The following is a 24,486-nucleotide window of genomic DNA, read 5'->3' as shown; positions in this document are numbered from 1 at the left end:
GTTATCCAGTAAAATGATAAAAAATCACCATGCATGAGAATTTTGGATAATGAAGCTGCCTCCCCTGCGTGCCGTTCAATACTTCGAAGTGGTTGCCCGCCTGCTCAGCTTTTCCCGCGCGGCCCTTGAGCTGAACGTCAGCCAGAGCGCGGTCAGCCATCAGATCCGCCTGCTGGAGGATTTTCTGGGGGAACGGCTGCTGCTGCGTCAGGGGCGGCTGCTGTCGCTGACGGCGCAGGGCGAGGTCTATTTCGAGGGGATCTCCGCCGGGCTCGGCCAGATTGCCCAGAGCAGCGAGCAACTGCGTGGCGGCGGCGAGATGCGGCTGCGGCTCGCGGTCTACAGCTCGTTTGCGGTGAAGTGGCTGATCCCGCGCCTGGCTGGGCTGCGCCAGCTCTATCCCGAGCTGGATCTCAGCCTGGAGATGGTGGCGGAGGATCCCGAACTCTCCGATCGAGTGGCGGACTGCTTCATCACCGTCTCGCCCCACGGTCGGGGCTATTGTCACGATCTCATCTACCGGGAGCGGCTCTTCCCGGTCTGCAGTCGCCGCTTGCTGCAACAGGTGGAGGGGGAGTGGCCGGACGCCATCTGGCAACTGCCGCTGCTGTCGGTGCAGTCCATCTACAAGGCGCGGGGAGAGGATTGGCAGCGTTGGGCCAAGGCCGGGGGATTGGTGATCCCGGCGGAGGCACGGATGCACCACTTCAGCCATGTGTTGCTGGCGATGGAGGCTGCGGCCTGGGATCAGGGGGTGGCATTCGTGAACGACTACATGCTGCGACCGGATGATCCCCAGCTGGTGGCCTTGCCGGTACACCAGCTGGAGACGGGGGATGCTTTCTACTTCACCTGCAAGCGCTCGCGGGCCCATGAGCCCGCCATCAGCCGGCTGCGCCAATGGCTGATGATGGAGACACGCCAGAGCATGCCTCTCTAGGCTCAGGCTTTCTTGAACTGGCTCAGCACAAACAGGCTGGTGGCGCAGACCACCACCGACGGGCTGGGATGTGGAGTGACCTGATTACAAGGATCAGGCCACTTTAGGCTCAGGCTTTCTTGAACTGGCTCAATACGAACAGGCTGGTGGCGCAGACCACGACAGACGGGCCTGCCGGCGTGTCCTGATACCAAGAGAGCAACAGCCCGCCGAGTACGGCAAGGCAGCCGATGAGGGCGGCGAAGCCGGCCATCTGCTCCGGTGTCCGGCTGAAGCGGCGGGCGGTTGCCGCAGGGATGATCAACAAGGAGGTGATGATCAGCGCCCCGACGAACTTCATCGCCACCGCGATCACCAATCCGATCAGCAGCATCAGCACGCAGCGCAGCACATCGACCCTCACCCCTTCCACCCGGGCCAGCTCCTCCGAGATGGTCATGGAGAGCAGGGGATCCCACAGCCGCCACAGGGTGAGCAGCACCAGGGCGCCGCCGCCGTAGATCCAGATCAAGTCCATCGGCTGCACCGAGAGCAGGTCACCGAACAGGTAGGCCATCAGATCCACCCGCACGTTGTCCATGAAGCTCAAGGTGACCAGACCGAGCGACAGGGCGCTGTGGGCCAGGATGCCGAGCAGGGTATCGGTGGCCACCTGCTGGTTGCGGCTCATGATCACCAGCAGCATGGCCATGGCGAGGCAGCAGACCACCACCGCCAGGGTGAGATCCACCTGCAGCAGGATGCCGAGCGCGATGCCGAACAGGCAGGCGTGGGAGAGGGTGTCGCCAAAATAGGCCATCTTGCGCCACACCACGAAACTGCCGAGGGGGCCGGCCAGCAGGGCGATGCCGAGGCCGGCCGCGAGGGCGTATAACAGAAAGCTGTCCACTTGATGATCCTGTCGGGTACGTTATTGATTGCGGGAGGGCAGGCGAATGACGGGGGCCTGCGGTTCATGATGATGGTGTTCGCCGTCGCAGTGGTGATGGTGGGTGTAGACCGCCAGCACCTCCTGCTCCGGTCGGCCGAACAGACGGGCAAACTCGGGGTGGCGGGCCACGCTCTCCGGTTCGCCGTGACAGCAGACGTGGCGATTGAGACAGATCACCTCGTGGGTGCTGGCCATCACCAGATGCAGATCGTGGGAGACCATCAGCACGGCGCAGTTGAACTCGGCGGCCAGCTGGCTGATGAGGGCGTAGAGCTCGATCTGGCCGTTGATGTCCACCCCTTGCACCGGTTCGTCCAGCACCAGCAGCTCGGGTTTGACCAGCAGGGCGCGGGCCAGCAGGACCCGCTGCATTTCGCCGCCGGAGAGCTTCTGCATCCGGTTGTCCAGCAGATCTTCCGCACCGACCCGGTTTAGTGCCTCCTCGATGGAGAGGCGGCCATTCTTGCCAAGCTGCAGGAAGCGACGCACCGTCAGCGGCAGGGTGGGATCCAGATAGAGGCGCTGGGGCACATAGCCGACCCGCAGGTCGCGGCTGCGGGTGATTTGGCCCGAATCCGGCGTGAGCAGGCCCAGTACCAGCTTGCTCAGGGTACTCTTGCCTGCCCCGTTGGGGCCGACCAGGGTAGTGATTTTGCCTTTGTTCAGGGTAAAGGAGACCTTGTCGAGCACGAGTCGTCCATCAAATGAAAGACATACCTCTTTCAGCTCCACCAGTTGGGTCATGACAGCTCCGGGGTTTACAGCCTGTGAGAGTTATAATATAACAATAACGTTGGTTTGTTATATTATCACACACACACTTCCTGACGAGATCTCTATGCGAATTCTTGCCCTGATCACTGCCCTGCTGGCGGTGAGTCTGCCTGTCCGCGCCCTCGAGGTGCTGACCACCATCAAGCCGCTGGGTTTCATCGCCGCCGCCATCACCGACGGCGTGAGCGAGCCCAAGGTGTTGCTGCCGACCGGCGCTTCGCCCCACGATTTCTCCCTGCGCCCCTCTGATATTCGCAGCATCAACGAGGCCGATCTGGTGGTGTGGGTCGGCCCCGAGCTGGAAGGTTTCATGGCCAAGCCGCTGGCCAAACATCTCCATGTGTTGACCCTGACCCGGGTCGAAGGGATGCCGTTGTTTGACTACAGCAAGCAGGTCGGTCATGAAGAGCACGCCGACGAAGCGCATGAAGGCCATGACCACGACGGTCATGAGGGGCACCACCACGAGGGCGTCGACCCCCACATCTGGCTGGGTCCGACCCAGGCGCTGGTCATCGCCAATGCCCTGAGCGAAACCCTGAGCGCTCAGGATCCTGCCAACGCCGAGCGTTATCGCGCCAATCTGCTCGCCTTCAAGACCAAGGTGGAGGCCAAGGACAAGGTGATCGCCGAGCAGATGAAGGCGGTGAACCAGAAGGGCTATTTCGTGTTTCATGAAGCCTATGGCTACTGGGAGCGCCACTATGGCATGAGCTCCAAGGGCCACTTCACCGTGAGCCCGGAGCGACGCCCCGGCGCCAAGACCCTGGTGGAGATCCGCAAGGCGCTGGAAGAGAAAAAAGCGAGCTGCATCTATGCCGAGCCGCAGTTCTCGCCGGCGGTTATTGAGTCGGTCGCCCGCAATACCGGCGCCAAGGTGCTGTTGCTGGACGAAGTCGGTGAACAGGTGCCACTCGGTCCGGATGGCTATCCCCGCTTCATGCAGCAGCTGGCCGACGCCTTCGCCGAGTGCCGTTGACCGCGTCGCAGCACCCGCGTGCTTGCCACTGGGGCAGCCAGGGGCAACTATACTGACCTCCAGCATCTGACAGGGAGTGTCTTGTATGAAATGGCTGCTCGTTCCCACCTGCACGTTGGCGCTCTGCTGTGCCAGCGTGCAGGCTTCCCGCCTCTCCGAATACATGGCCAGCCCTGCACTGCAGGCAAAATTGCAGGAGGTCTATGGCGGTCGAGCCCTCCAGCGGGCGGAGGCCTTCTCGCGCCTGCTGACGCCAAGGGCCGGCACCACGGATCAGCAGAAGATCGAGCTGGTGAACAACTACTTCAACAACCTGACCTACAGCGATGATCCCAGATTGTGGGGAGAAACGGATTACTGGGCCAACCCGCTGGAGTTTATCGGTGCCCGTGGTGGCGACTGCGAGGATTACAGCATCTCCAAGTACTACACATTGATGGAGCTTGGGGTGGACGAGAAGAAGCTGCGGCTGGCTTACGTCAAGGCAGTCAAGTACAACCAGTTTCATATGGTGACGCTCTACTTCGCGACCCCCAAGTCGGATCCGATGGTGCTCGACAACATCAACAACCGGATCCTGCCCGGCAGCAAGCGGACCGATCTTATCCCCGTCTACAGTTTTGATGCCAAGAGCATCTGGATCATGAAGTCGCGCCGGGAAGGGACCCTGGCAGGCAGTGCCGACAGGCTGGCGCAGTGGACCTCGATGAAGACCCGCTTCTCCAGCGAGCAGTTGCGCTCCCCCCGCCGTCAGCTATAGCTTGCCCGCCGCTTTCAGCTCCTCGAAATATTTTGCCGCACCCGGATGCTGTTCGATGCTCAGCACCGGGCCGGTTTTATTGCGCGCCTGGTGAAACAAGTTGGCGTAACCGTAGGTTTGCTCATTGAACTTGGTTTGCTGGGCCAGCATGGCCCGGGTCAGGCGGTAAACGTCGGCCTGTGGCGTGCTGGCGGTGGTTACCAGGGTGGCGGCGATGGCAAAGGTCGGCGTCGCCTTGAGGTTGCCCGGATAGATACGCGCAGGGATCTGGCTGCGTTGGTAATACTTGACCCCCTTGAGCAGCTGATCCCGGGTTGCCCCCTCGATCGGCAGGAAACGCACGGGGCAGCGTTTGGCGGTATCCAGCACGATGCGGTTGGGGTGACCCATCACCAGGCCATAGGCGTCGATCTGTTTGCTGCACAGGGACTCGGCCAGATTGGCCACGCTCTTGAGATCGAGATCCTGCTCCTTGGCGCCCAGCACGTTGAACAGGGCGAGCGCCGTCTGGCGGGTACCAGAACTCTTGAGCCCCATGTCGATGGGGGCCAGCGTGAGTTGCTCAAGGCTGGTGATGTCGCCGTCGGCCCTCACCACTATGGTAAAGGGCTCGGCGTGAGTGGCGAAGATGGCCCTGAGCTCTGGCTGCGGCTGACTGGCATACGGACCCAGGCCCTTACTGGCCTGATAGAGCCAGTCCGACTGCACCAGCGCATAGCTTGTCTCGCCGCTTTTCAGTTGGCGCAGATTTTCGATGGAGCCCGAGGTCGCCTGCGGCTTGCACTGCAGTCCGGCATCGCTCTTGTTGGCGAGCCGGCAGAACTCTTTGGCGATCTGGTGATAGATCCCCTGTTCACCGCCGGTGGCTATGGTGGTGGGGTTGGCCAGCAGCGGCAGTGGCCACAGCAGGGCGAGCAACAATCCGGTCCTGTTCATCATGCCTCCTTGCCGGCGTAGCCATCGATGCCCCAGTTGCGCAGGGTGTCGATATCCTGAATGTCGCCGGCCTCCGCCAGCAGGGTGTAGCCCGCACTGTGCAGGCACTGGGCCACCAGGTTCCAATAGAGCGGAGCCTGGGTCGGCTGGCAGCTGATGAAAACGGGATTGATGGGGTCGAGCTGATTGAAGGTCTCGTTGGTCATCGGGATGGCGCTGAAGGCCATCTCCACCCCTTGTTCCTGCAAGGCGGCCAGCCGCTCCTGGGCAAGGGGTGGCACATGTTCCTGATCCCAGCGCCAATCGAGGGTCTTGCCTCTGCCCTTGGCCAGCAGAGGTGCGAATTGAGCCCAGTCGGGGTGGCCGAGCAGGCTGAGCGGCAGCTGCAATCCCTCGACTGCATGGTGCAGCCAGAGATCGAGCAGGTGCCGGATCTCGTCCGGTGAACTGTTCAGTGACGGGATGACTTCCGGAATGAGGCGGCTGTAAAGACGAATGCTGCCCTGGGTCGAGAAGAAGTGTTGTTGCAACAGCCCCTCTCCTGCGCAGGTCAGGGTCTGCAGCGGCTCATTGACCATGGGGATCTGTTTGCCGAGCTGGCTTATCTTGAGCCGCTGCTGCAGCAGATCCCGCTTGCGTTCGGACACCAGCTGGTTGACCGAGCCGGCCAGCTCTTTGAGATCCTGCAGCCAGGGAGCGTCCAGGGTGCCACTGAACTGGCGCTTGCGGATCTTCACCAATTGCAGATTGATCTGCTCGAGCGGGCGCAGCAGCCGTTTGCAGACCCAGGAGATCACCAGGGTGAACACCAGCAGACCTGCCAGCAGGGCCGTGCCGGTACGGCTGATCGCATTCCACAGATGCTGGTAGGCATAGCCCGTGTGCCCTTCCAGGGTGAGGGTGCCCAGCATGCGCCAGCCATCGGTCAGCTCCTGCTCAATTTTCACCGGCGGCATGTCGATAACAGAGGGGAGCCAGGTCGGCACGTTCTGTTGCGCGGTGTGGAAGATCTTCTGAAACAGCACCTGGCCATCCGGATCCAGCAGGGTGACCGCGCTGACGAAGCCGCCATCGAACATGGCGTTGACTATGGTCTCGGCCAGTACCTTGTCATCGTTGAGCAGGGTGCCTTGCAGCACCAGTCCGAGGGCGGTGATGGCGGTTTCCAGGTTGGCGGACATCTGATCGAGGATGGATTGCCGCACCGTGGTGACTTCCAGCATGAACAGCAGGACGGCGCCAATCAGGAACAAAATCAGGATGATTCGATTTAACAGTTTCGCTAACGACATATCCACTCCATGGAAAAGTTATCGCAACATGTTGAAACCTGGGGTCGGAGGTGAGCTGACCCGGCTCTTAAAAATAGGAAAAAATGGTTAAAAAAGACGATCATTTCTGCCCATGAAGGAATGTTATGCATAAAATGTGAGGTTCATGCAGATTGCTATGAACTAATTGTGAGTATTTAGGTCAAACAATCAGTTTTATACGGTTTCATAACAAGCAGACTGACCACTAACACCCTTGGATCTAATGACAGGATAGCGGATGAAACGTCTCCGTCCCTTGGTAGCGCAGGCCGCCAATTGGGAACCCCCGGTTCCCCGCAAACACTTTTACGCCATGCTACTGCTGACGGCCATGACGCTGTCGGCGGTAGCCATATTGCCAGCCCCGGGTGACATCCTGGAGCGGCCGCTGCGACTGGAGTTGCCGATCGCCACCAATGGCACCGCAACCAACGAAGACAATACGGACTTCAACGACATCCCGGATCACGAGCTGGTAGAAGCCGCGACGCCGGAAGATGACATCCCGGCCGACGCCACCCCCCAGTGGCAGGATTACCGGGTTCGCAATGGCGAGAATCTGACCACCATCTTCAACAATCTGGGGCTCTCCACCACCACCCTCTACAAGGTGCTGGATGCCGACACCAAGAACAATCTTGCGCGGCTCAAGCCGGGCCAGACCATCGAGCTGCTGATCGATCAGGACAACATACTGCAGCAGATGAAGATCCGTCTGAACATCAAGCAGACCCTGGTGCTGGAGCGTACCGACGACACCTACAGCGCCAACATGCTCAATGAAGAGGTGGAATGGCAGAAGAAGAGCTATGACGGCGTCATCAATGGCAGCTTCTACGTGAGTGCCCGCAATGCGGGGATCCCGGCCAACCATATCCAGAAAATTGCCAACCTGTTCCAGTGGCGGCTCAACTTCGCCAAGGATCTGAAAAAGGGCGACAAGTTCAAGGTGCTGGTGCGCCAGGAGACGGTCGAAGGCAAGAGCACAGGCAACACCCAGCTGCTCGGGGTGGAAGTGTTCAGTCAGGGTCAGAACGTCTCCGCCTGGCTGTCCGAAGATGGCAACTACTACGATGGGCAGGGCAACAGCCTGGAGCGCGGTTTCCGCCGTTACCCGACCCACAGCCGCTACCGGGTCAGCTCCAGCTTCAACCCGAATCGCCGTCACCCGATCACCGGCCAGGTGCGGCCTCACGAGGGCACCGACTTTGCCCTGCCGGTCGGCACCCCCGTGATGGCGACCGGTGACGGTGTCGTGCTAAAGGCGACCAGCCACCCGCTGGCCGGCACCTATGTGGTGATCAAACACGGTCGCACCCTGATGACCCGTTACCTGCACCTGAGCAAGCTGTTGGTCAAACCTGGCCAGAAGGTGAAGATGGGTGACAAGATTGCCCTCTCCGGCAACACGGGTCGCTCCACCGGCGCTCACCTGCACTACGAAGTGCGGATCAACAACCGCCCGGTGGATGCCATGAAGGTCAAGCTGCCGATGGCGGAGCCGCTCTCCGGCAAGGAGAAACGCCAGTTCCTCGCCAAGGTGAAGAGCTATCGCAAGGAGATGGAGGCCGGTTGATGCCTCTCTCGCCGACATAAAAAGGCCCCGCCACGCTGGCGGGGCCTTTTTGTTGGCTGGCGGCCATCAATAGCCCTTATCGAAGTCGATCTTGCCGTCCAGCGGTTGGCCATCGATGAAGCGGATGTAGTTGCGCACGAAGATCTGGGCCACGTCCTCGGGGAAGCTGTAAGCGCTGTTGTGCGGCGTGACGATGAGGTTGGGCTGGCCCCAGAGCGGGCTGTCGGCGGGCAGCGGCTCCTGCGCGAATACGTCCAGCACCGCCATCCCCAGCTTGCCGGTGCGCAGTGCCGTGAGCAGATCCCCTTCGTGGATGGCGTTGCCGCGCCCCACGTTGAACAAGATGGCTCCCGGCTTGCAGTGCTCGAAACGGGCGGCGGTGAAGAGGTGATGGGTCTCGCGGGTGGCGGGCAGCACGCTGACGATGACGTCGGCCTGCGCCAGCATCTTGTTGAGGGCGGGCAGCTGATATACCTGGTCGAAACCAGCCCGTTCGCGACCACCGCGGCTGACGCCGAGCACCTTCATGCCGAAGTGCTTGCCGGTGTGGGCGATGTGCTGGCCTATGCTGCCGGTGCCCAGGATCAGCAAGGTGCGTCCCTTGAGACCGTGATAGGGGTGGCTCTGCCACAGCCGCTGCTTCTGCTGTTCCCGGTAGAGGGGGATCTGGCGCATCAGGCTGAGCAGATGACCGAACACGTACTCGCTCATCAGCGGGCCGAAGATGCCGCGCACATTGGTGAGCTGGTAGTCACGGCGGCAGCTGGCATCCAGCAGCACGTCGACCCCGGCGTAGGTGGATTGCAGCCAGCTGAGTTTGCCGGCCTTGGCCAGCAGCGGCTTGGCCCGCGCCGGTTCGGCCATCAGGATGTGGGCCTCGCCGATCACTTTCTCGGCGTCGCTCTGGTTGTCGGCTCTCAGAATGCGCAGATGAGGGAGGTGGGCCGCCTTGAGCAGGCGCTCGTAGTGAGCATTGTCCTGGCTGAGCAAAAGAAGGGTACGTTGACTCATACTCTTGTTCCTTATCAGATTTGCGGCGCGGGAGAGAGGCCGCTCTGCCTTCATCTTACCCGAGTTGACCGGCCAACATAGCCGACCAGGCCGCTTTTTCGTTTTCGCGCGGCCCCTCGTGGGCTACAATCTGCCCCACATTTTGCAAAGGATCCGACTCCAGTGTTTGGTGACAAGTTTTATAAGCGACTGGCCGAGCTACAGCCTTGGCAACAGACGGTCTACACCCTGGCGCTGGCAGAGCGCATGTACCCCAACTATGCGCTGTTTTCCCAGGCCTCCGGTTTCGGGGATGCGAAGGCATTTCGTCACGCCCTGGATCAGATGTGGAACTACCTGACGGTGAAAGGATCCCGGGTCAATCTGGGGGCGATTCTGGAAGCGTTCGAAGTCTACATTCCGGAACCCAGCAAGTTCGAATCCTACGGTGCCTATCCGGCGCTGGATGCCTGTGTCGCCTTGGGCTGCGCCTACAACTCGGTGATCTGCCGGGTAGGGGAAGAGGCCAACGACGCCAGCCATGCGTCGGTCGGTACGGTCGCCGGTTTCATCGAGATGTTGGAAGAGCGCGACCTCACCGACGAAGAGCTCTACGAGCACGAATACATGGAGGCCGAGCTGGAGTTCCAGGTCGAGCTGCTCAAGCGGGTTGCCCACGAGCGTGACAGCGACCGCATCCTGGCCGTGCGTGCCTTCGCCGCCCAGGACGGCGTCTCCAATATCGGCATCAGCCTGGAAGAGTGATCCCGCTCGTCTCGGCCCATAAAAAAAGCTCCCGTTCGGGAGCTTTTTTTATGCCCGCTCTTCGGTGAGGGGCCGGACGCTCAGCACCGGGGCCGCGTCTATCTCATCGGCATTCATCATGGTGGAGATACGCTGCAAAGAGGAGAGCAGCAGGGTCTGCTCCCAAGTCTCAAGTGCTTGAAAACGCTGAATGAAGCGCTCCTGCAGCGGGGTCGGCGCCTGGGCCAGCAGGGCTCGGCCTGCGTCAGTCAGTGTCGCATGCACCTTGCGCTTGTCGGTTTCGCTGCGGATGCGTTGCACCAGCTGGCGGCTCTCGAGGCGGTCCATGATGGTGGTGGCGGTGGCCTGGCTCATGTTGGTGTGATCCGCCAGCTGACGCATGGAGATCTGACCCAGCTCGTCGATCCCCTTGAGCAGCAAGAGCTGGGGCGAGGTCAGGCCTGCCTCCTTGATCAAGCGCTTGGAGTGCATGTCGATGGCACGAATGATCTGGCGCAGGGCGACCAACACTTCATCATGTTTTTCCATGGGGTATGAAATCGTCGAGGGGTGATTGGGAGGCGCAAAATTCTCCGCCTAATTCGTCACAAGGTCAATATGGTTTTTACTGTAATCTTTTCTGCTCTAATTATTTTGTGTTAGGGTAATGAGCTTTCCCCCTATTTTCCCCTGCTGTTTCGAGGAGCAAGATGATGAGTGACGAACTGGACATCAAAGCGCTGGTGGCCGACCTTCGAGTGGTCAGAGTCCGCTATGAACTGCCTGACACCTCGGCTTTCGTGCGTTACCAGCCCGCCTATGACGAAGATCCCAACAACCTCAAGGTGCATCACTACGACGGTGAGTTGCCGCTCTCCTGCAGTGAGACAGGTTCTTTCAACCTAAAGGAATTGGTGAACGAATTGCGCTATGCCTATGTGCTGGTGCACCTCTTTCCGGACGAGAGCGCGATGAACTTCTATCTGACCGGGCTTGATACCGGTCTGGCCCAGCTGGAGTTCATCGGCGGCTCCTACGACTTCAACCGGCTCTGGATCACCAGCGGCATCTCCAACCTGGGCGTGCCCATGGCCATCTTCCTCGGCAAGCGCCACGCGGTGAACGGTCAGCCCTCCGTCAGCCTAGTGGATCATCGGGTGCAGACGGCCGGCAAGCTGGTCTACCGCGCCATCGGCGGCGCCGGTGATCACGTGGGTGAAGACTTTTTCAACAACGACTAAGGAGGCCAGATGAGAGCAAACAAAGGGCTGTTCAAAGGCCTCAACCCGACCATGGCCATGACGGCGCTCACCGTCATCACCCTGTTCCTGCTGTTCGGGATGTTCGTCCCCGAAACCGCCGCCACCTGGTTCGTGGGGGCCAAGGACAAGATCATTGCCGGGTTCAAGTGGTACTACATCCTGGTGGTCGCCCTGTTCCTGTTCTTCGCCATCTATCTGATGTTCAGCCGCTTCGGCAGCATCCGGCTGGGTGACGACGACCAGGTACCGGAATTCGGCTACTTCGCCTGGTTCGCCATGCTGTTCAGCGCCGGCATGGGAATAGGACTGGTGTTCTGGAGCATCGCCGAGCCCATGTACCACCTGCAGGGCAACCCCTTCGTCACCGAAGGGATGACCCCGGAGGCGGCCCAGATCGCCATGCGTCTCACCTTCTTCCACTGGGGCCTGCACCCCTGGGCCATCTACGTGATCGTCGGCCTGTCGCTCGCCTTCTTCAGCTACCGGCGCAAGCTGCCGCTGGCCATCCGCTCCGTGCTCTATCCGCTGCTCGGCGATCGCATCTACGGTTTCTGGGGTCACGCCGCCGACGTGCTGGCGGTGTTTGGTACCGTGTTCGGGGTGGCGACCTCCCTTGGCCTGGGGGTCTCCCAGATGAATACCGGCCTCAACCAGATGTTCGGCATGGAAGTCTCGCAGGCGAACCAGCTCTGGCTCATCGGCGGCATCAGCCTGATCGCCACCCTGTCGGCCGTCTCCGGCGTCGGACGCGGGGTGAAGATCCTCTCCGAGCTCAACATCTGGCTGAGCGTGTTCGTGCTGGGCCTCTTCCTGGTACTGGGGCCGACCACCTACATCCTCAACGCCTATGTGCAGAACATAGGTGACTACCTGCAGAACATCGTCAAGCTGAGCTTCTGGACCAACACCGAGGCCAACGGCACCTCGGCCTGGCAGTCGAGCTGGACCGCGTTTTACTGGGGCTGGTGGATTGCGTGGGCGCCCTTTGTCGGCATGTTCATCGCACGCATATCCAAGGGGCGTACCATCCGCGAGTTCGTGCTCGGTGTCTTGCTGGTGCCCTCCCTGCTCGGCATGTTCTGGCTCACCGTGTTCGGCGGTACTGCCATGAATCTGGAGCTGTTCGGCAGTGGTGGTGTGGTGGCCGCGGTCAATCAGGATGTCACCCTGGCGCTCTACAAGACGGTGGAGCTGCTGCACTGGGAGACCTTCGGCTGGATCGCCAAGGGGGTGCTGACCCTGCTCATCTGCACCTACTTCATCACCTCCAGCGACTCGGGCACCCTGGTCATTACGACTCTGCTCTCCATCGGGGATCAGGATCCCCCCGTGCTGCACCGCGCCGTCTGGGGGCTGGGTCAGGGGCTGGTGGCCGCCATTCTGCTGGTATCCGGCGGACTGGCCGCCCTGCAGGCCGCCAGCATCATAGCCGCGTTGCCCTTCTCGGTGATCATGCTGGCCATGTGCTACTCCCTGATGCTGGGCCTCAAGCAGGAGAGTCAGCACCAGTTCGAGTATCGTCAGAAGCTCAAGCGCCACGAGGGCTCCAGCCACATGAGCCTGATGGACAGGATAGGGCCTGCCTGACGACAGGCCGAACCATGAAAACGAAAAGGGGAACCTCACGGTTCCCCTTTTTATTGCTGTGTTGGTGACGGTTTAAAGCATCTGCTTGAGGCGATAGAGCAGATCCAGCGCCTGGCGCGGGGTCAGCTCGTCCGGGCGCACCGCTTCCAGCTCATCAACTACCGGATGGCTCTGGGGCGGCAGGGCGACCGGGGCAGGGCGTACTTCGCCGGCGGCCACCGGGGTGGCGCTCTCCAGCTCGTGCAGCTTGTGACGGGCCTGCTGGATCACCGATTTCGGCACCCCCGCCAGCGCCGCTACCTGCAGGCCGTAGGAGCGACTGGCCGCCCCCTCCTGCACCGCGTGCATGAAGGCGATGGTGTCACCGTGCTCTACCGCATCGAGGTGGACGTTGGCGAGCCCGCTCATCAGCTCCGGCAGCCGGGTCAGCTCGAAGTAGTGGGTGGCAAACAGGGTGTAGGCGCCAATCTTGCTCGCCAGCTGTTCGGCGCAGGCCCACGCCAGCGAGAGGCCGTCGTAGGTGCTGGTGCCGCGGCCAATCTCGTCCATCAGCACCAGGCTGCGGGCGGTGGCGTTGTTGAGGATGTTGGCGGTTTCGGTCATCTCCACCATAAAGGTGGAGCGGCCGGAGGCGAGATCGTCCGACGCCCCGATGCGGGTAAAGATACGGTCGATGGGGCCGATACGGGCGCTGTCGGCCGGTACGAAGGCGCCGATATGGGCCAACAGCACGATGAGCGCAGTCTGGCGCATGTAGGTGGATTTACCGCCCATGTTGGGGCCGGTGATGATCAGCATGCGGCGATCACGGTCGAGGTGGATCGGGTTGGCGATAAAGGGGTCGGTCATCACCTGCTCCACCACCGGATGGCGGCCCGCCTCGATCAGGATCTGATCCTCGTCGATGAGCGTCGGGCAGCGGTAGTCGAGGGTCTCGGCCCGCTCCGCCAGGTTGGCCAGCACGTCCAGCTCCGCCAGCGCGGCAGCGGATTCCTGCAGATCGCCGAGGTGCGGCAGCAGGGCATCGAGCAGCTCCTCGTAGAGGCGTTTCTCCAGCGCCAGCGCCTGAGCCTGAGCGGTGAGTACCTTGTCCTCGTACTTCTTCAGCTCATCGATGATGTAGCGCTCGTTGTTTTTCAGCGTCTGGCGACGGATGTAGTGGGCCGGCACCAGATGGCTGTTGGCACGGCTCACCTCGATATAGAAGCCGTGCACCTTGTTGTAACCCACCTTGAGGGTATTGATGCCGGTCAGCAGCCGCTCGCGCTCCTCGATGCGGGCCAGGCTGGCGGTGGCGCCGTTGGCCAGATCCCGCAGCTCGTCCAGCTCGGTGTTGAACCCTTCGCGGATGACACCGCCATCGCGAATGAGCACAGGCGGCACCTCCATCACGGCGCGCTCCAGCAGGTCGAACAGCTCGGGGAAGGTGCTGGCCCGCTCGCGCAGCTGCTGCACCGCCTCGTGCTCGCTGCCCGCAAGCAGGCGCTGCAGTTCCGGCAGTTGGGAAAAGGCCTGGCGCAGCCGGGTGAGGTCACGCGGACGGGCCGAGCGCAGGGCCAGGCGCGCCAGCACCCGCTCCACGTCGCCGACCTGGCGCAGCAAACCGCCCAGCTCGTCGTAAAGGTTCTGCTCGATGAGCTCTTTGATGGTGCTCTGGCGCCCTTTGAGGATCACCCGGTCGCGGATCGGCTGATGGATCCAGCGTTTGAGCAGCCGGCTCCCCATGGGGGTAGCTGTGCAGTCCAGTACGGCGGAGAGGGTGTTGTCATGGCCGCCGGCCAGATTCTGGGTCAGCTCCAGGTTGCGGCGGGTGGCGGCATCCATGATGACCGCATGATCGGGCTGCTCGAGGCGCACGCTGCGAATGTGGGGCAGGGCGGTGCGCTGGGTGTCTTTCACGTACTGCATCAGACAGCCGGCGGCGCACAGGGCGGTCTCGCTCTGCTCGACCCCGAAGCCCACCAGATCCTGGGTGCCGAACTGCTGGCACAAGAGCTTGCGGGCGGTGCCGAGCTCGAATTCCCACTCCGGGCGGCGGCGCAGACCGCGGCGACCCTCGACGTGGTGCAGGAAGGCGAAGGATTCGGGGTAGAGCAGCTCGGCCGGGTTGGTGCGCTGCAGCTCGGCCAGCAGCGTCTCTTCTCTCTCGAACTGGTTGATGAAGAAGCGGCCGGAGCCGATGTCCATGGTGCCATAGCCGAAGCTGCGGCCATCGTGGTAGACGGCGGCGATCAGGTTGTCCTGCCGCTCGCTGAGCAGCGCCTCGTCGGAGACGGTGCCCGGGGTGATGATACGAATGACCTTGCGCTCCACCGGTCCCTTGCTGGTGGCGGGATCCCCCACCTGTTCACAGATGGCGGCCGATTCGCCGAGTTGCACCAGCTTGGCGAGATACCCTTCGATGGCGTGATAGGGCACGCCTGCCATCGGAATGGGGCTGCCGGCCGACTGGCCACGCTTGGTCAGGGAGATGTCGAGCAGCTGGGAGGCCTTGCGGGCATCGTCATAGAACAGCTCGTAGAAGTCGCCCATCCGGTAGAACAGCAGGATCTCCGGGTTCTCGGCCTTGAGGGTCAGATACTGCTGCATCATAGGGGTGTGAGATGATAGGTTTCCTATGATTTTAATTGAGTTTTCTTCTGTATTCATATGTTTTTAAAGGGCTTTTTGTTTGTTGTGTGTGTCTAGCCATGTCAGTTCATGTCATCGCATGTCAGAGCTTCTTACTTAAAAGCGTAGTTTTTGGCGTATCTTTTTTAGCGTATAATCTAGGTGTTACAGAAAAAGATACGTTTGTGAGTGACGTGACGGCTAAAGATCAATTCATAGAGGTGCATTTATGAAGGGTAACAAACCGCTGACTACCAAAGCAATTGAGGCAATGAAGCCTGGGGATGCAGAGAAGTCTGATACAGGGGAGTCTCGCGGCTTAAGGGTTAGATGTGGTAAAAGCGGTAAAAAGACATTTTTCTACAGATTCAATAGCTTGGATGATCCTAGGAAGCAAAAGAATGCACCTATAGGCGCCTTCCCTTCCCTAACATTGTCAGAAGCTAGGGTCAGGCTGGCTGAATTAAAGTCATTAAGAGCCCAAGGGATCTGTCCAGCAACATTCGTTCGTGAACAAAAGACCAAAGAACGGTCTCTAAGAAGAAATGAGACACAGGTAAAGCCCGCAGACACGTTTACTGTTGGTGATATGGTTGAGCTCTACCTTTCAGGGAGAATTGAGGATCGGTATACCGCATCAGGTGAAGTTATTGCCGGTGCAAGGAAAAAGAAAGGGCAGTTGGAAGTAAGGAGAATGTTGTACCGTGACGTTGTTGAAGTCTTAGGCGATTTTCCTGTTGAATCAGTTAATAGTAAAAACATTGTGAAGTTAATTCACGGGATAATTGACCGTGGTGCTAGTGTTCAGGCTGGTGCTGTTCTAAGAGAACTATGTTCCAGTTATGATTATGCTATTGGGGTTGGTAAGTTAAATGATGATTTCGTAAACCCAGCATTCTTGGCCAAGAGAGTTATAAAATTTGCAAATGTGAAAATCACCTCAAAGAAACGCTCAAGAGTCTTGGATGATAATGAACTTAAGAGGTTTTTAGAATGGTTACCAAGTTCGGGTTTTCCTGACACCCAAAAAAGTATTCTTAGAATGACCCTGTGGACGGGATGCAGGACTGGAGAGCTATGTCAGGCATTTTGGGAAGATATCGACTTAAATAATAATGTATTTCATATTAAAGACTCTAAAAATGGTACGTCACGCGATGTGCAGTTGTGCAGCCAAGCAGTGGCATACTTAAAGGTGTTAAAGTTAAACAATAATCTTTGTGTTTTTCCTTCATTATCAACCAAAAAGCCCATTTTACAAAAATCGCTAAGTGAAACAGCTTGGAGATTAAGGTCTGAAGGCCGAATGATCGATATTGCAGATTGGACGGCGCATGACCTAAGAAGGACAGTTAGAACGGGATTGGCAAAAATGGGGTGTCCATCTGAAATAGCTGAGGCTGTTTTGGGGCATGCGCCTAAAGGAATCGTTGGGACTTATAATCTTCATAGATATAACTCAGAATGTCGCGAGTGGCTCCAGAAATGGGCAAATCACTTAGATGAACTAATAGAAACTACAGGTTAAACAGGGAGGAGAACCTCCCTTTCCAACTCACCAGTGTTGTTAGTTAGTATCTATGGATATAGCTTAGTAGTAAGCAGATAGTATGAAGAATCATATAAGAATAGAGAATTATAGTTAATTTCGAGGAATTTTATACAGGCCATTTTTATTCCTTCTTAACCGATAGCGAAACTCCAGTTCTTGCATGGTTAATCCATCTATGCATACTAAGTATTCTATAAATAAATCATGTGGGATTCTCGTTTTATCTATCATTAAATCTCGGTTGTTTTTCTTTGGTTTGTTCTGCCACATAAATTTATAAACGTAGTTACATAGCTTACGTAAGTTATATATTTTCTTTTTTAATAATGGTCTTCCTTTAGCCTCCGTTCTGGCTGGAATATGTTTTTTATTAATTTTGCCACGCATGTGTTTAAATTTTGACTTTGAAATTTGTTCGCTGATCACATGAATGTGAGGAATCCACATTCCAATTTCGTAATCATAATCTACCTCTAAACAACCTACAGCACATGAGGTTATGTTAGAGTTCTTTAGGTAGCATCGAAACTTATCCTTGACAAATTTAAAGTTTATATCGTATATCCTTTTGTCAGAGGACAGAATGGGATAGGGGATATAAGTTACAAACAACATATTTGGAGAGTCAGCAAATAGCTCTACTATGTTTCTGGTATATTCTTCTCTATCAATTGATATGCATATAGGGCACGCTAGGCTGCAACAGCGCTCTTCAGGGGAGCAATCTAGAAGCTTATGCATGAGTTTTTCTGCCTCATCACTCTTGGAGTTCCGCAAGGCATTTATTCTAAACATAAGCTCTTTCCAACTTATTTTATGGCTAAGCTCATCCCAATTCTCATTTATATATCTGTCATTTCTCATGGCTATTCCTCTTTCTAAACATCCGTTTTAGGTAGTGACTGCATCCATTCGGAGATCTCGGAAGAAAGCCATCCTGTGGTTTTACTACTGAGTCTTCGGCCAGAGGGGAATGTGCCTGCTTTGATCTTCCGGTAAATAGTCGGGATGGATATGCCGCATACTTGGCTAACTTCTTTGATCCGCATGATTTTGTCTGAGAGCATGAACTTTCTCCTTTGCAGAGTTCATGTCCCCTTTACAGATGGAGTCTTTTAGTGATTGTGATGCTCACAAAGAGCGGGTTTTCTCTATCGCCAGAGTGGTAATTAGATATGGGGGGTGGAGATACTTCTCATATAATTCAATGCCTTAATGTGTTTTTTGCCGTCTTTTGTTGATGTGAAATTTTTTGTGATGCTCACAAATTAAGATGGCAGAGTGCTTTGATATGTACGTCACGGCAGATTACGAATCTGGTTTGTGAGGCTCACAAACTACTGCCTCTCTTACAAGGAGGATGCCTTTTGTGATGTTCACATCACTGTTGTTACATCTTCTTGGATCTCATCAGTCCCGTGAGGTAAGGTGACATCTTTCTAGTTGTGCGCCTTTTCACATGGGGAATGGGGAATGAAAGGAATAAAATCGGAGGGAACTTTAGATGAGGTATTTGATGCGTTAGATAAGACATTTGGTGATGATTTTTCTGGTATCGAATCACCTGAATCAATAGACCGCTATGCTGCTACCTTGAGAAAGCAGAATTCAGTGAATAAGATTGTCGAATCTGGGATGAAGACAATAAAGCTGAATGTTGACTCCGTTCTTCATGAACACTTGAAGAATATTTATGAAAAGGCAGGGTTTGAATATATAGATAGAGGTGATGGAGACAGTTTCAAAACAGCAGATTTATCTGCTGCCTTGTCATATTTTCTCTTCGTCAATTCTGGAAATGTAAGTTTCGATTCGTTATTCGGATATAAAACATACCTATATAGTATGTATTCCATAATACAGTACAGAAAAAAAGAGCTTGGAGATAGAAGTGAATCAATATGTCAGTTTTTAAACAAAAGGAAATATAAATTTTTTAATAAACTGACATACAGAGAGCGATACGGTGACGAATGGAACGAAGATAATATAAAGATCTTTTATGAAAGTGAGGAGGTATCTAGCATCATCTCGACGCTTGCAGAAAAGAAACGGCGGGTTCTTCGTCATAAGAAGAAAGTAAGATAAATATGAGAATGTGTTGGTGGTCAATATACATGGATATATTGACCACCAGCCCATCATTATGGGGGTGTCACTGTCTTGAGTCGTTGCGAAGTAAAATGAAAAATTATCACCCCAAAACATATGAAATATTGATTTTTTATCATAGTGCCTTGGGTCTACATGTCAATGTAATGCTTGTTTCTAGGCTATAGTATATATTGAATGTACAGATCTAGTAATCACCAGACCACGATTTTTCTCCATCGATTTCCCAACTACGTAAAATAGATATTTGTTGCGCATCTAACAAGTGGTAAGCCGTAATGCTTATTGTATCATTTTGTTCAACAGCGGTTATGATTGATGAGTATCCTTGCAATCCCAAGGCAAACATTTTCTTTAGTGTGTTCTTGGGGCATATAATAGTAAATGCAACGCTTTTTCTGCTGTTGTTATAGAAGATCGGGAGGTTTTCTAAAACATCATATATCTGTGGATTAATAGCGATTGAAGGAAAGTAGTAGGTGCCATCAATAGTATTTTTTGTGGCTTTGATTACATCAGATGGCGTGAGAGTTGCTCTTAAACTCAAATATTTATTTGGTTTTGTGTGTTTGAGTTTTAGCTCGTGCAATCTGTTTTTTAATTCACTTGTAGATATTGGTAACTGAAAATCAATTTGATCCATATATTGAGTTTTTAATGTCTTCCCTTTTTTATTGTTTTTAACAAAAATTCTTGTCCCTTCTTTTTTGAGCATTCTTTTTAAGGCGTTTGACCTTATTTTTATTATGTCATTTCCATATCTGTCTATGAGACAATCAAAATTGAATACATTACCATTAGGGGATAAAAATAGAGTTTCTCCATCTTCCAATTTATCGATTGCGTTGAGGTCAATGGAGGCGAAGTCTCGTAGAAGAGATTTATGATTACTTGTTAAATCAAGTAACTTGTTGAATAATTCAATTGTTGTCATTGTGTCAACAAGTGAGCGGTGAGTTTCTGTTTGCTTAATGTTTAATTGCGTACATACTTTTTCAAGTCGAGGCCATTTTTCGTAATCAAGGACCGATTTACTCCACTTCATGACACAGAATCTTTTTATATCTATAAACCCAAATGTTTGATATAGCATTCTACAGTCGAAGTCGGCATTAAACGATATGATCGTTTTGCCTTCTAACAAAGTCAGTAAGATAGCTTTTGCTGATTGTATTGGCATGCCATCAGCAATCTGTTCATCTGTTATGTGGTGTATGGCGCGAGCCTGCTCACTGCATTTTACTTTTGAGTTTAAGATTGAGTTAAATACCACCTTTTTATCATATGTGCATATTGATATTTCAATTATCTGATCTGTATTAGATAGGCCCGTAGTTTCAGTGTCCAACCATAAACAATTATTGAGTTTTATATCCTCAAGCGCTTCACTTATTGAAATGCTCTCACCGAATTTATCTTCGCTTATTCCAATGTTGGTTGAATCTAACAGATGCAGTTTTTTATTAGCATAGAGAGCATTTGGTGTTGCTGTGGAAGTTGATATAAAAGCATTTTTAGTTAACACTGAATTAATATGTTTTAACTCCAATAAGGCCTTTTCAGAAGGCAAAGGATTTAGCTGGGCTTGTCGTTGAGTTGTCTCTAGATTTTTTATGGGGCTTTGAGCTTCACGAGCGGTGCTATGTGGTGATAAGGTATTGATATCAATAGGCTTTGCGTCTTTGATTGAATGGCGTTCTTTACATGATTCATGATCCTTATTGTTTAGTTCAACATGATGCGTATTTTGACGTTGCCCATTCACTTGGACTCTACGTGAAGAACATCTGATAGTGTTAGCAATCTTAATTAACATCAATAGAATAATGGGGATTGCAATCATAGCTATACAAAAAACAAAAAGTTTACCATCGCTCATACTAATGACCCACTATAAACATCTTTTTTAAATAATACTTCTGAGGCTGAATGAAGAAGCTGTAAGGGTTTATGTGCTGGTGATAAAGGCTACTAAAGTAAACAAAAAACTTAAGTGCCATTTCCAGTGCTTTATAAAAAAGTTCACAACTACATGTGCTACCTTGGCTGTCCAATGAGTTCTGTAACGGCAACCCGGATAAACGCCATTTATAAAATAAAGCTCACCGCACCACCACTCCTTTATTTTTCTGAACATCGTTATATACCTTCACCATGAATTGTTTCAACGCAGGATCCATCATTGGAAATATCCAGTCAAGAAGACGCTAGCTCTCATAAAAAAATAGTTATACGAGAGCAATGATCTACTATGCGGAACAGCTATTTCGTGGCTGCCACGATTTCCTTAGCCGCGGAGCTTACTGCCAGATGCTTCTGGCGTTTGAGCCTCACTTTCTCTGTGTCGTTTGGCATACCTCTCCTTTCGCTTATAGCAAATTGCTGGGGTTGCCCTAGTCGATGGCTAAGTCGGTGACTCGCTCTTTGGAAGGTTGCCAATATGCCACTTTGATCGTGCCAGCCCCTTTGCGGATTCAACTATGTAATCAGGGGAGGAGGGGCTCAAGTAAAGTGAGGGGAAAGACGTGGTGTAGGAGGGTTGAGATAGATGAAGGTTGGCTAGCAAGTCTTATAAGCGTATTAAATAGCGTATCTTTTTTTGATTTTCAATAAAAAATCATTGCATTTCAACGTTGTAATACTCATGCATCATGGGCGTGTGGGCGCTGAGGTTGGCGCCTGGCGTGGCGCCGGTGGCTTGGTGTTGTGCGGTCATGTGCTATTCCAGAAGGGGCCTCTGCGGGCCTGTGTCTGCGGTGATGAGCCTTGAGCTTGATGGCGCCATTCTACACATAAGCGGCGTGGCGGGGGAGGTCGGGGATCACGACCCTCCGTGTAGGCAGAGGCATCAGCCTGGTGAGCGGCGTTCAGTTGCGGCAGGCGGCGGCGGGATCGCATAATGTGCTCTTGCACGCATCAGAGGGAGTCGCGATGAAACTGGACGCAGAGATAGAGAACCTCGCCATCGAGCTGGGGCGAGCCCTTGGCCAGCGAGGCTGGCTGGCGGCCACCGCCGAATCCTGTACCGGCGGTGGGGTGGCAACGGCCATCACCGACATCGCGGGCAGCTCAGGCTGGTTCGATCGTGGCTTTGTCACCTACACCAATGAGGCCAAGCAGCAGATGCTGGGGGTGAGTGACGAAAGCCTGGAGCAACACGGAGCGGTGAGCGAGGCGGTGGTGCTGGAGATGGCCCGCGGCGCGCTGGCTCACTCGTCGGCTTCCATCAGTGTCGCCATCAGTGGCATCGCCGGCCCCGGTGGCGCCACCGAGGAGAAACCGGTCGGCACCGTCTGGTTTGCCTGGGCCGACTGCAACGGCCGCCACCACTCCCTGCTGGCCCGTTTCGACGGGGATCGCCGGCAGGTGCGTCAGCAAGCGGTGAGACAGGCCTTGTCGGGTCTGTTGGCCCTGCTCAGATAAATTGGGCTTGATACTGTATGAATAGACAGTATACTTAGCCCAACTTCATTTTTACTCACGATTTCCAGCGGAGATTGGCATGGATCAGAACAAACAGAAGGCACTGGCGGCTGCGCTGGGTCAGATTGAAAAGCAGTTCGGCAAAGGTTCCATCATGCGTCTGGGCGACAGCAAGACCATGGATATCGAAGCCATCTCCACCGGCTCCCTCTCTCTGGACGTTGCGCTGGGGATCGGTGGTCTGCCGTGCGGTCGTATCGTCGAGATCTACGGCCCGGAATCTTCCGGTAAAACCACGCTGACCCTGCAGGTGATCGCCGAAGCCCAGAAGAAGGGCAAGACTTGTGCCTTCGTCGATGCGGAGCACGCACTCGACCCCATTTATGCCGCCAAGCTGGGTGTCAACGTCGACGACCTGCTCATCTCGCAGCCGGATACCGGTGAACAGGCGTTGGAGATCTGCGACATGCTGGTGCGCTCCAATGCAGTTGACGTCATCATCGTCGACTCCGTGGCGGCCCTGACCCCGAAAGCGGAAATTGAAGGCGAAATGGGTGACTCCCACGTCGGCCTGCAGGCTCGTCTGATGTCTCAGGCGCTGCGCAAGCTGACCGCCAACATCAAGAACGCCAACTGCCTATGCATCTTCATCAACCAGATCCGGATGAAGATCGGCGTCATGTTCGGCAGCCCGGAGACCACTACCGGTGGTAACGCGCTCAAGTTCTACGCCTCCGTGCGTCTGGATATCCGTCGTACCGGCGCCATCAAGGAAGGTGACGAAGTGGTCGGTAACGAGACCCGCGTCAAGGTAGTGAAGAACAAGGTGGCCCCTCCCTTCAAGCAGGCCGAATTCCAGATCTTCTACGGTGCTGGCATCTCCAAAGAGGGCGAGCTGGTGGATCTGGGCGTCAAGCACAAGCTGATCGACAAGGCCGGTGCCTGGTACAGCTACAACGGCGAGAAGATCGGTCAGGGCAAGGCCAACGTGATGAAGCTCTTCTCCGAAAACAAGGCGCTGGCTGGCGAAGTGGAAGCCAAACTGCGCGAGCTGCTGCTCTCCGGCGCCGCGCCGGTGGAGGAGAAGCCCTCCGCTGCCGAGTACGACGAGTTTGAAGCCGAAAACGAACAAGAGTTCGAATAAGAGCGAAAGGAAGGTCGGGTTGATACCCGGCCTTGTCATTTATGGTCGATGAATCTGTTACCGAACCGGTTGAGCCCGCCGAACCGAGCTTTGCAGAGCAGCTGGCGGCCGCCCGTGCCTACGCCATGCGCAGTCTGGCCCGTCGCGAGAGTGCCGAGTCGGAGCTGGCCAGACGCCTGCGTCAGCAGGGCTATCAGGAAGAGGTGATTGAGGCGGTGCTCGACTACTGCCGCGGTTACAACTGGGTCAATGACGAGCGCTATGGTGCCATGGCGGTGCGGGCGGGCGCCGCCAAGGGGCATGGCCCGCTCAAGATCCGTTTCGAGCTGCGCCGCAAGGGGCTGGACGATGGCCAGATCGATGCCGCCTTCGAGCAACCCGAGCTGGACTGGTTCGAACTCGCCTTTGCGCTGCTGGAACGACGGGCCAACCTAGCCGACCTGGCCGACTTCAAGCTGCGGATGAAGTGGCTCAAGTATCTGCTGGGGCGTGGCTTTAGCCAGGATCAGGCCCGTTACGCCATCTCTGCCCTGCAGGAGCGGGAGAAGTAGAACGGCGATGTTTGTGCTGGGATCTTGAGATGATTCGAGAGACGAGGCCCCATCGCCGCACACCCGCTCTCTTCATTTCCGGTTTGCCGGCGCCTGGTCGCCGGTTTCCACCGGCCGACCAGGCCATTATGACACCTGTGCAAGATTTTCCCTGCCTGTTCATAGGCTTGTCAGCTCAGATTGACGAAAGCCGGGTTCTCCCCGTCTTGATCCTCTTTTCATGCCGCTTTTTCTCCTGTTGACGGTGAAAAAAGCCGCGGTTGGCAGCGGGGCGCTTTTCCGGCCCGTTTATGTGCGCTTTT

At 55.5% G+C, this 24,486-nt stretch carries 22 protein-coding genes; 12 read left to right on the top strand and 10 right to left on the bottom strand.

All coding sequences use genetic code 11. From position 1 onward, the window contains the following. The first annotated feature begins 49 nt into the window (after positions 1-49). Positions 50-940: a LysR substrate-binding domain-containing protein gene (locus tag ACB031_RS14890; RefSeq protein WP_017778342.1), complete on the top strand. Its 891-nt coding sequence runs from the start codon at positions 50-52 to the stop codon at positions 938-940. Positions 941-1,049: 109 nt separating this feature from the next. On the opposite strand, the gene znuB is transcribed toward ACB031_RS14890, so the two are convergent. After that, positions 1,050-1,829 carry a zinc ABC transporter permease subunit ZnuB gene (znuB, locus tag ACB031_RS14885; RefSeq protein WP_010636072.1) on the bottom strand — a complete coding sequence of 260 codons (780 nt, stop codon included), beginning with the start codon at positions 1,827-1,829 and terminating at the stop codon, positions 1,050-1,052. A gap of 21 nt (positions 1,830-1,850) precedes the next feature. Continuing rightward, positions 1,851-2,615, bottom strand: a complete 765-nt coding sequence (gene znuC, locus ACB031_RS14880; RefSeq protein ID WP_019838979.1) for a zinc ABC transporter ATP-binding protein ZnuC — start codon at positions 2,613-2,615, stop codon at positions 1,851-1,853. A 94-nt stretch (positions 2,616-2,709) separates the two neighbouring features. On the opposite strand from znuC, the gene znuA reads away from it, so the two are divergent. Beyond that, entirely contained in the window at positions 2,710-3,624 is a 915-nt protein-coding gene (gene znuA, locus ACB031_RS14875) for a zinc ABC transporter substrate-binding protein ZnuA (RefSeq protein ID WP_019838978.1), read from the top strand. Positions 3,625-3,709: 85 nt separating this feature from the next. Next, on the top strand, positions 3,710-4,384 hold the full coding sequence (locus ACB031_RS14870) for a transglutaminase-like cysteine peptidase (protein WP_017788145.1): 675 nt from the start codon (positions 3,710-3,712) through the stop codon (positions 4,382-4,384). Here the strand turns inward: ACB031_RS14870 and ACB031_RS14865 are convergent. After that, positions 4,379-5,320 carry a TAXI family TRAP transporter solute-binding subunit gene (locus ACB031_RS14865; protein WP_268037541.1) on the bottom strand — a complete coding sequence of 314 codons (942 nt, stop codon included), beginning with the start codon at positions 5,318-5,320 and terminating at the stop codon, positions 4,379-4,381. The two genes, ACB031_RS14870 and ACB031_RS14865, sit on opposite strands and share 6 nt — an antisense overlap. After that, positions 5,320-6,612 (bottom strand): LapD/MoxY N-terminal periplasmic domain-containing protein, encoded by a 1,293-nt coding sequence (locus ACB031_RS14860; protein ID WP_206865879.1) that lies wholly within the window; start codon positions 6,610-6,612, stop codon positions 5,320-5,322. Before ACB031_RS14860 ends, ACB031_RS14865 begins: the two co-directional genes overlap by 1 nt. Positions 6,613-6,871: 259 nt before the next feature. On the opposite strand from ACB031_RS14860, the gene mepM reads away from it, so the two are divergent. Further along, positions 6,872-8,209 (top strand): murein DD-endopeptidase MepM, encoded by a 1,338-nt coding sequence (gene mepM / locus ACB031_RS14855; RefSeq protein WP_005305203.1) that lies wholly within the window; start codon positions 6,872-6,874, stop codon positions 8,207-8,209. Positions 8,210-8,275: 66 nt separating this feature from the next. Here the strand turns inward: mepM and ACB031_RS14850 are convergent, their stop codons facing one another. Then, the gene (locus ACB031_RS14850) at positions 8,276-9,220 is read right to left on the bottom strand and encodes a D-2-hydroxyacid dehydrogenase (RefSeq protein ID WP_017778336.1); all 945 of its coding nucleotides are present in this window, start codon (positions 9,218-9,220) and stop codon (positions 8,276-8,278) included. Positions 9,221-9,382: 162 nt separating this feature from the next. On the opposite strand from ACB031_RS14850, the gene ACB031_RS14845 reads away from it, so the two are divergent. Continuing rightward, positions 9,383-9,964, top strand: coding sequence for a YjaG family protein (locus tag ACB031_RS14845; RefSeq protein WP_005305197.1), 582 nt, complete (start codon positions 9,383-9,385; stop codon positions 9,962-9,964). Between the two features lie 48 nt (positions 9,965-10,012). Here ACB031_RS14845 and ACB031_RS14840 read toward each other — a convergent pair whose 3' ends face one another. Continuing rightward, on the bottom strand, positions 10,013-10,492 hold the full coding sequence (locus ACB031_RS14840) for a MarR family winged helix-turn-helix transcriptional regulator (protein ID WP_005305194.1): 480 nt from the start codon (positions 10,490-10,492) through the stop codon (positions 10,013-10,015). A 164-nt stretch (positions 10,493-10,656) separates the two neighbouring features. On the opposite strand from ACB031_RS14840, the gene ACB031_RS14835 reads away from it, so the two are divergent. Both ACB031_RS14835 and ACB031_RS14830 read left to right on the top strand, forming a co-directional pair. Next, on the top strand, positions 10,657-11,184 hold the full coding sequence (locus tag ACB031_RS14835) for a hypothetical protein (protein ID WP_005305191.1): 528 nt from the start codon (positions 10,657-10,659) through the stop codon (positions 11,182-11,184). A gap of 9 nt (positions 11,185-11,193) precedes the next feature. Beyond that, entirely contained in the window at positions 11,194-12,792 is a 1,599-nt protein-coding gene (locus ACB031_RS14830; RefSeq protein ID WP_017778335.1) for a BCCT family transporter, read from the top strand. Positions 12,793-12,864: 72 nt separating this feature from the next. Here the strand turns inward: ACB031_RS14830 and mutS are convergent, their stop codons facing one another. Continuing rightward, on the bottom strand, positions 12,865-15,441 hold the full coding sequence (gene mutS, locus ACB031_RS14825; RefSeq protein WP_371139830.1) for a DNA mismatch repair protein MutS: 2,577 nt from the start codon (positions 15,439-15,441) through the stop codon (positions 12,865-12,867). A 190-nt stretch (positions 15,442-15,631) separates the two neighbouring features. Here mutS and ACB031_RS14820 point away from each other — a divergent pair, with 190 nt between their 5' ends. Next, positions 15,632-16,930: a tyrosine-type recombinase/integrase gene (locus tag ACB031_RS14820; RefSeq protein WP_371139829.1), complete on the top strand. Its 1,299-nt coding sequence runs from the start codon at positions 15,632-15,634 to the stop codon at positions 16,928-16,930. Positions 16,931-17,044: 114 nt separating this feature from the next. Here ACB031_RS14820 and ACB031_RS14815 read toward each other — a convergent pair whose 3' ends face one another. Both ACB031_RS14815 and ACB031_RS14810 read right to left on the bottom strand, forming a co-directional pair. After that, on the bottom strand, positions 17,045-17,818 hold the full coding sequence (locus ACB031_RS14815) for a hypothetical protein (protein ID WP_323582689.1): 774 nt from the start codon (positions 17,816-17,818) through the stop codon (positions 17,045-17,047). Positions 17,819-17,832: 14 nt separating this feature from the next. After that, positions 17,833-18,003: an AlpA family transcriptional regulator gene (locus tag ACB031_RS14810; protein WP_232097938.1), complete on the bottom strand. Its 171-nt coding sequence runs from the start codon at positions 18,001-18,003 to the stop codon at positions 17,833-17,835. Between the two features lie 424 nt (positions 18,004-18,427). On the opposite strand from ACB031_RS14810, the gene ACB031_RS14805 reads away from it, so the two are divergent. Further along, positions 18,428-19,042 carry a hypothetical protein gene (locus ACB031_RS14805; RefSeq protein WP_323582688.1) on the top strand — a complete coding sequence of 205 codons (615 nt, stop codon included), beginning with the start codon at positions 18,428-18,430 and terminating at the stop codon, positions 19,040-19,042. 211 nt (positions 19,043-19,253) lie between these two features. Here ACB031_RS14805 and ACB031_RS14800 read toward each other — a convergent pair whose 3' ends face one another. After that, the gene (locus ACB031_RS14800) at positions 19,254-20,945 is read right to left on the bottom strand and encodes an exonuclease domain-containing protein (protein WP_371139828.1); all 1,692 of its coding nucleotides are present in this window, start codon (positions 20,943-20,945) and stop codon (positions 19,254-19,256) included. Positions 20,946-21,997: 1,052 nt separating this feature from the next. Between ACB031_RS14800 and pncC the strand changes: the two genes are divergently transcribed. The 3 genes from pncC to ACB031_RS14785 all read left to right on the top strand — a co-directional run bounded on the left by pncC (position 21,998) and on the right by ACB031_RS14785 (position 24,184). Next, a complete protein-coding gene (gene pncC, locus ACB031_RS14795; protein ID WP_042006153.1) occupies positions 21,998-22,489 on the top strand; it encodes a nicotinamide-nucleotide amidase in 492 nt (163 codons plus the stop codon). 79 nt (positions 22,490-22,568) lie between these two features. Further along, a complete protein-coding gene (gene recA, locus ACB031_RS14790; RefSeq protein ID WP_010636082.1) occupies positions 22,569-23,633 on the top strand; it encodes a recombinase RecA in 1,065 nt (354 codons plus the stop codon). Between the two features lie 41 nt (positions 23,634-23,674). Next, complete coding sequence (locus ACB031_RS14785) at positions 23,675-24,184, top strand: regulatory protein RecX (protein WP_139724933.1); 510 nt, start codon at positions 23,675-23,677, stop codon at positions 24,182-24,184. The last annotated feature ends 302 nt before the right edge of the window (positions 24,185-24,486 follow it).

It is taken from the genome of Aeromonas sp. S8(2024), from assembly GCF_041403085.1.
Taxonomy (GTDB): Bacteria; Pseudomonadota; Gammaproteobacteria; order Enterobacterales; family Aeromonadaceae; genus Aeromonas; species Aeromonas dhakensis.
This window is presented reverse-complemented; position numbering and strand designations above follow the sequence as displayed.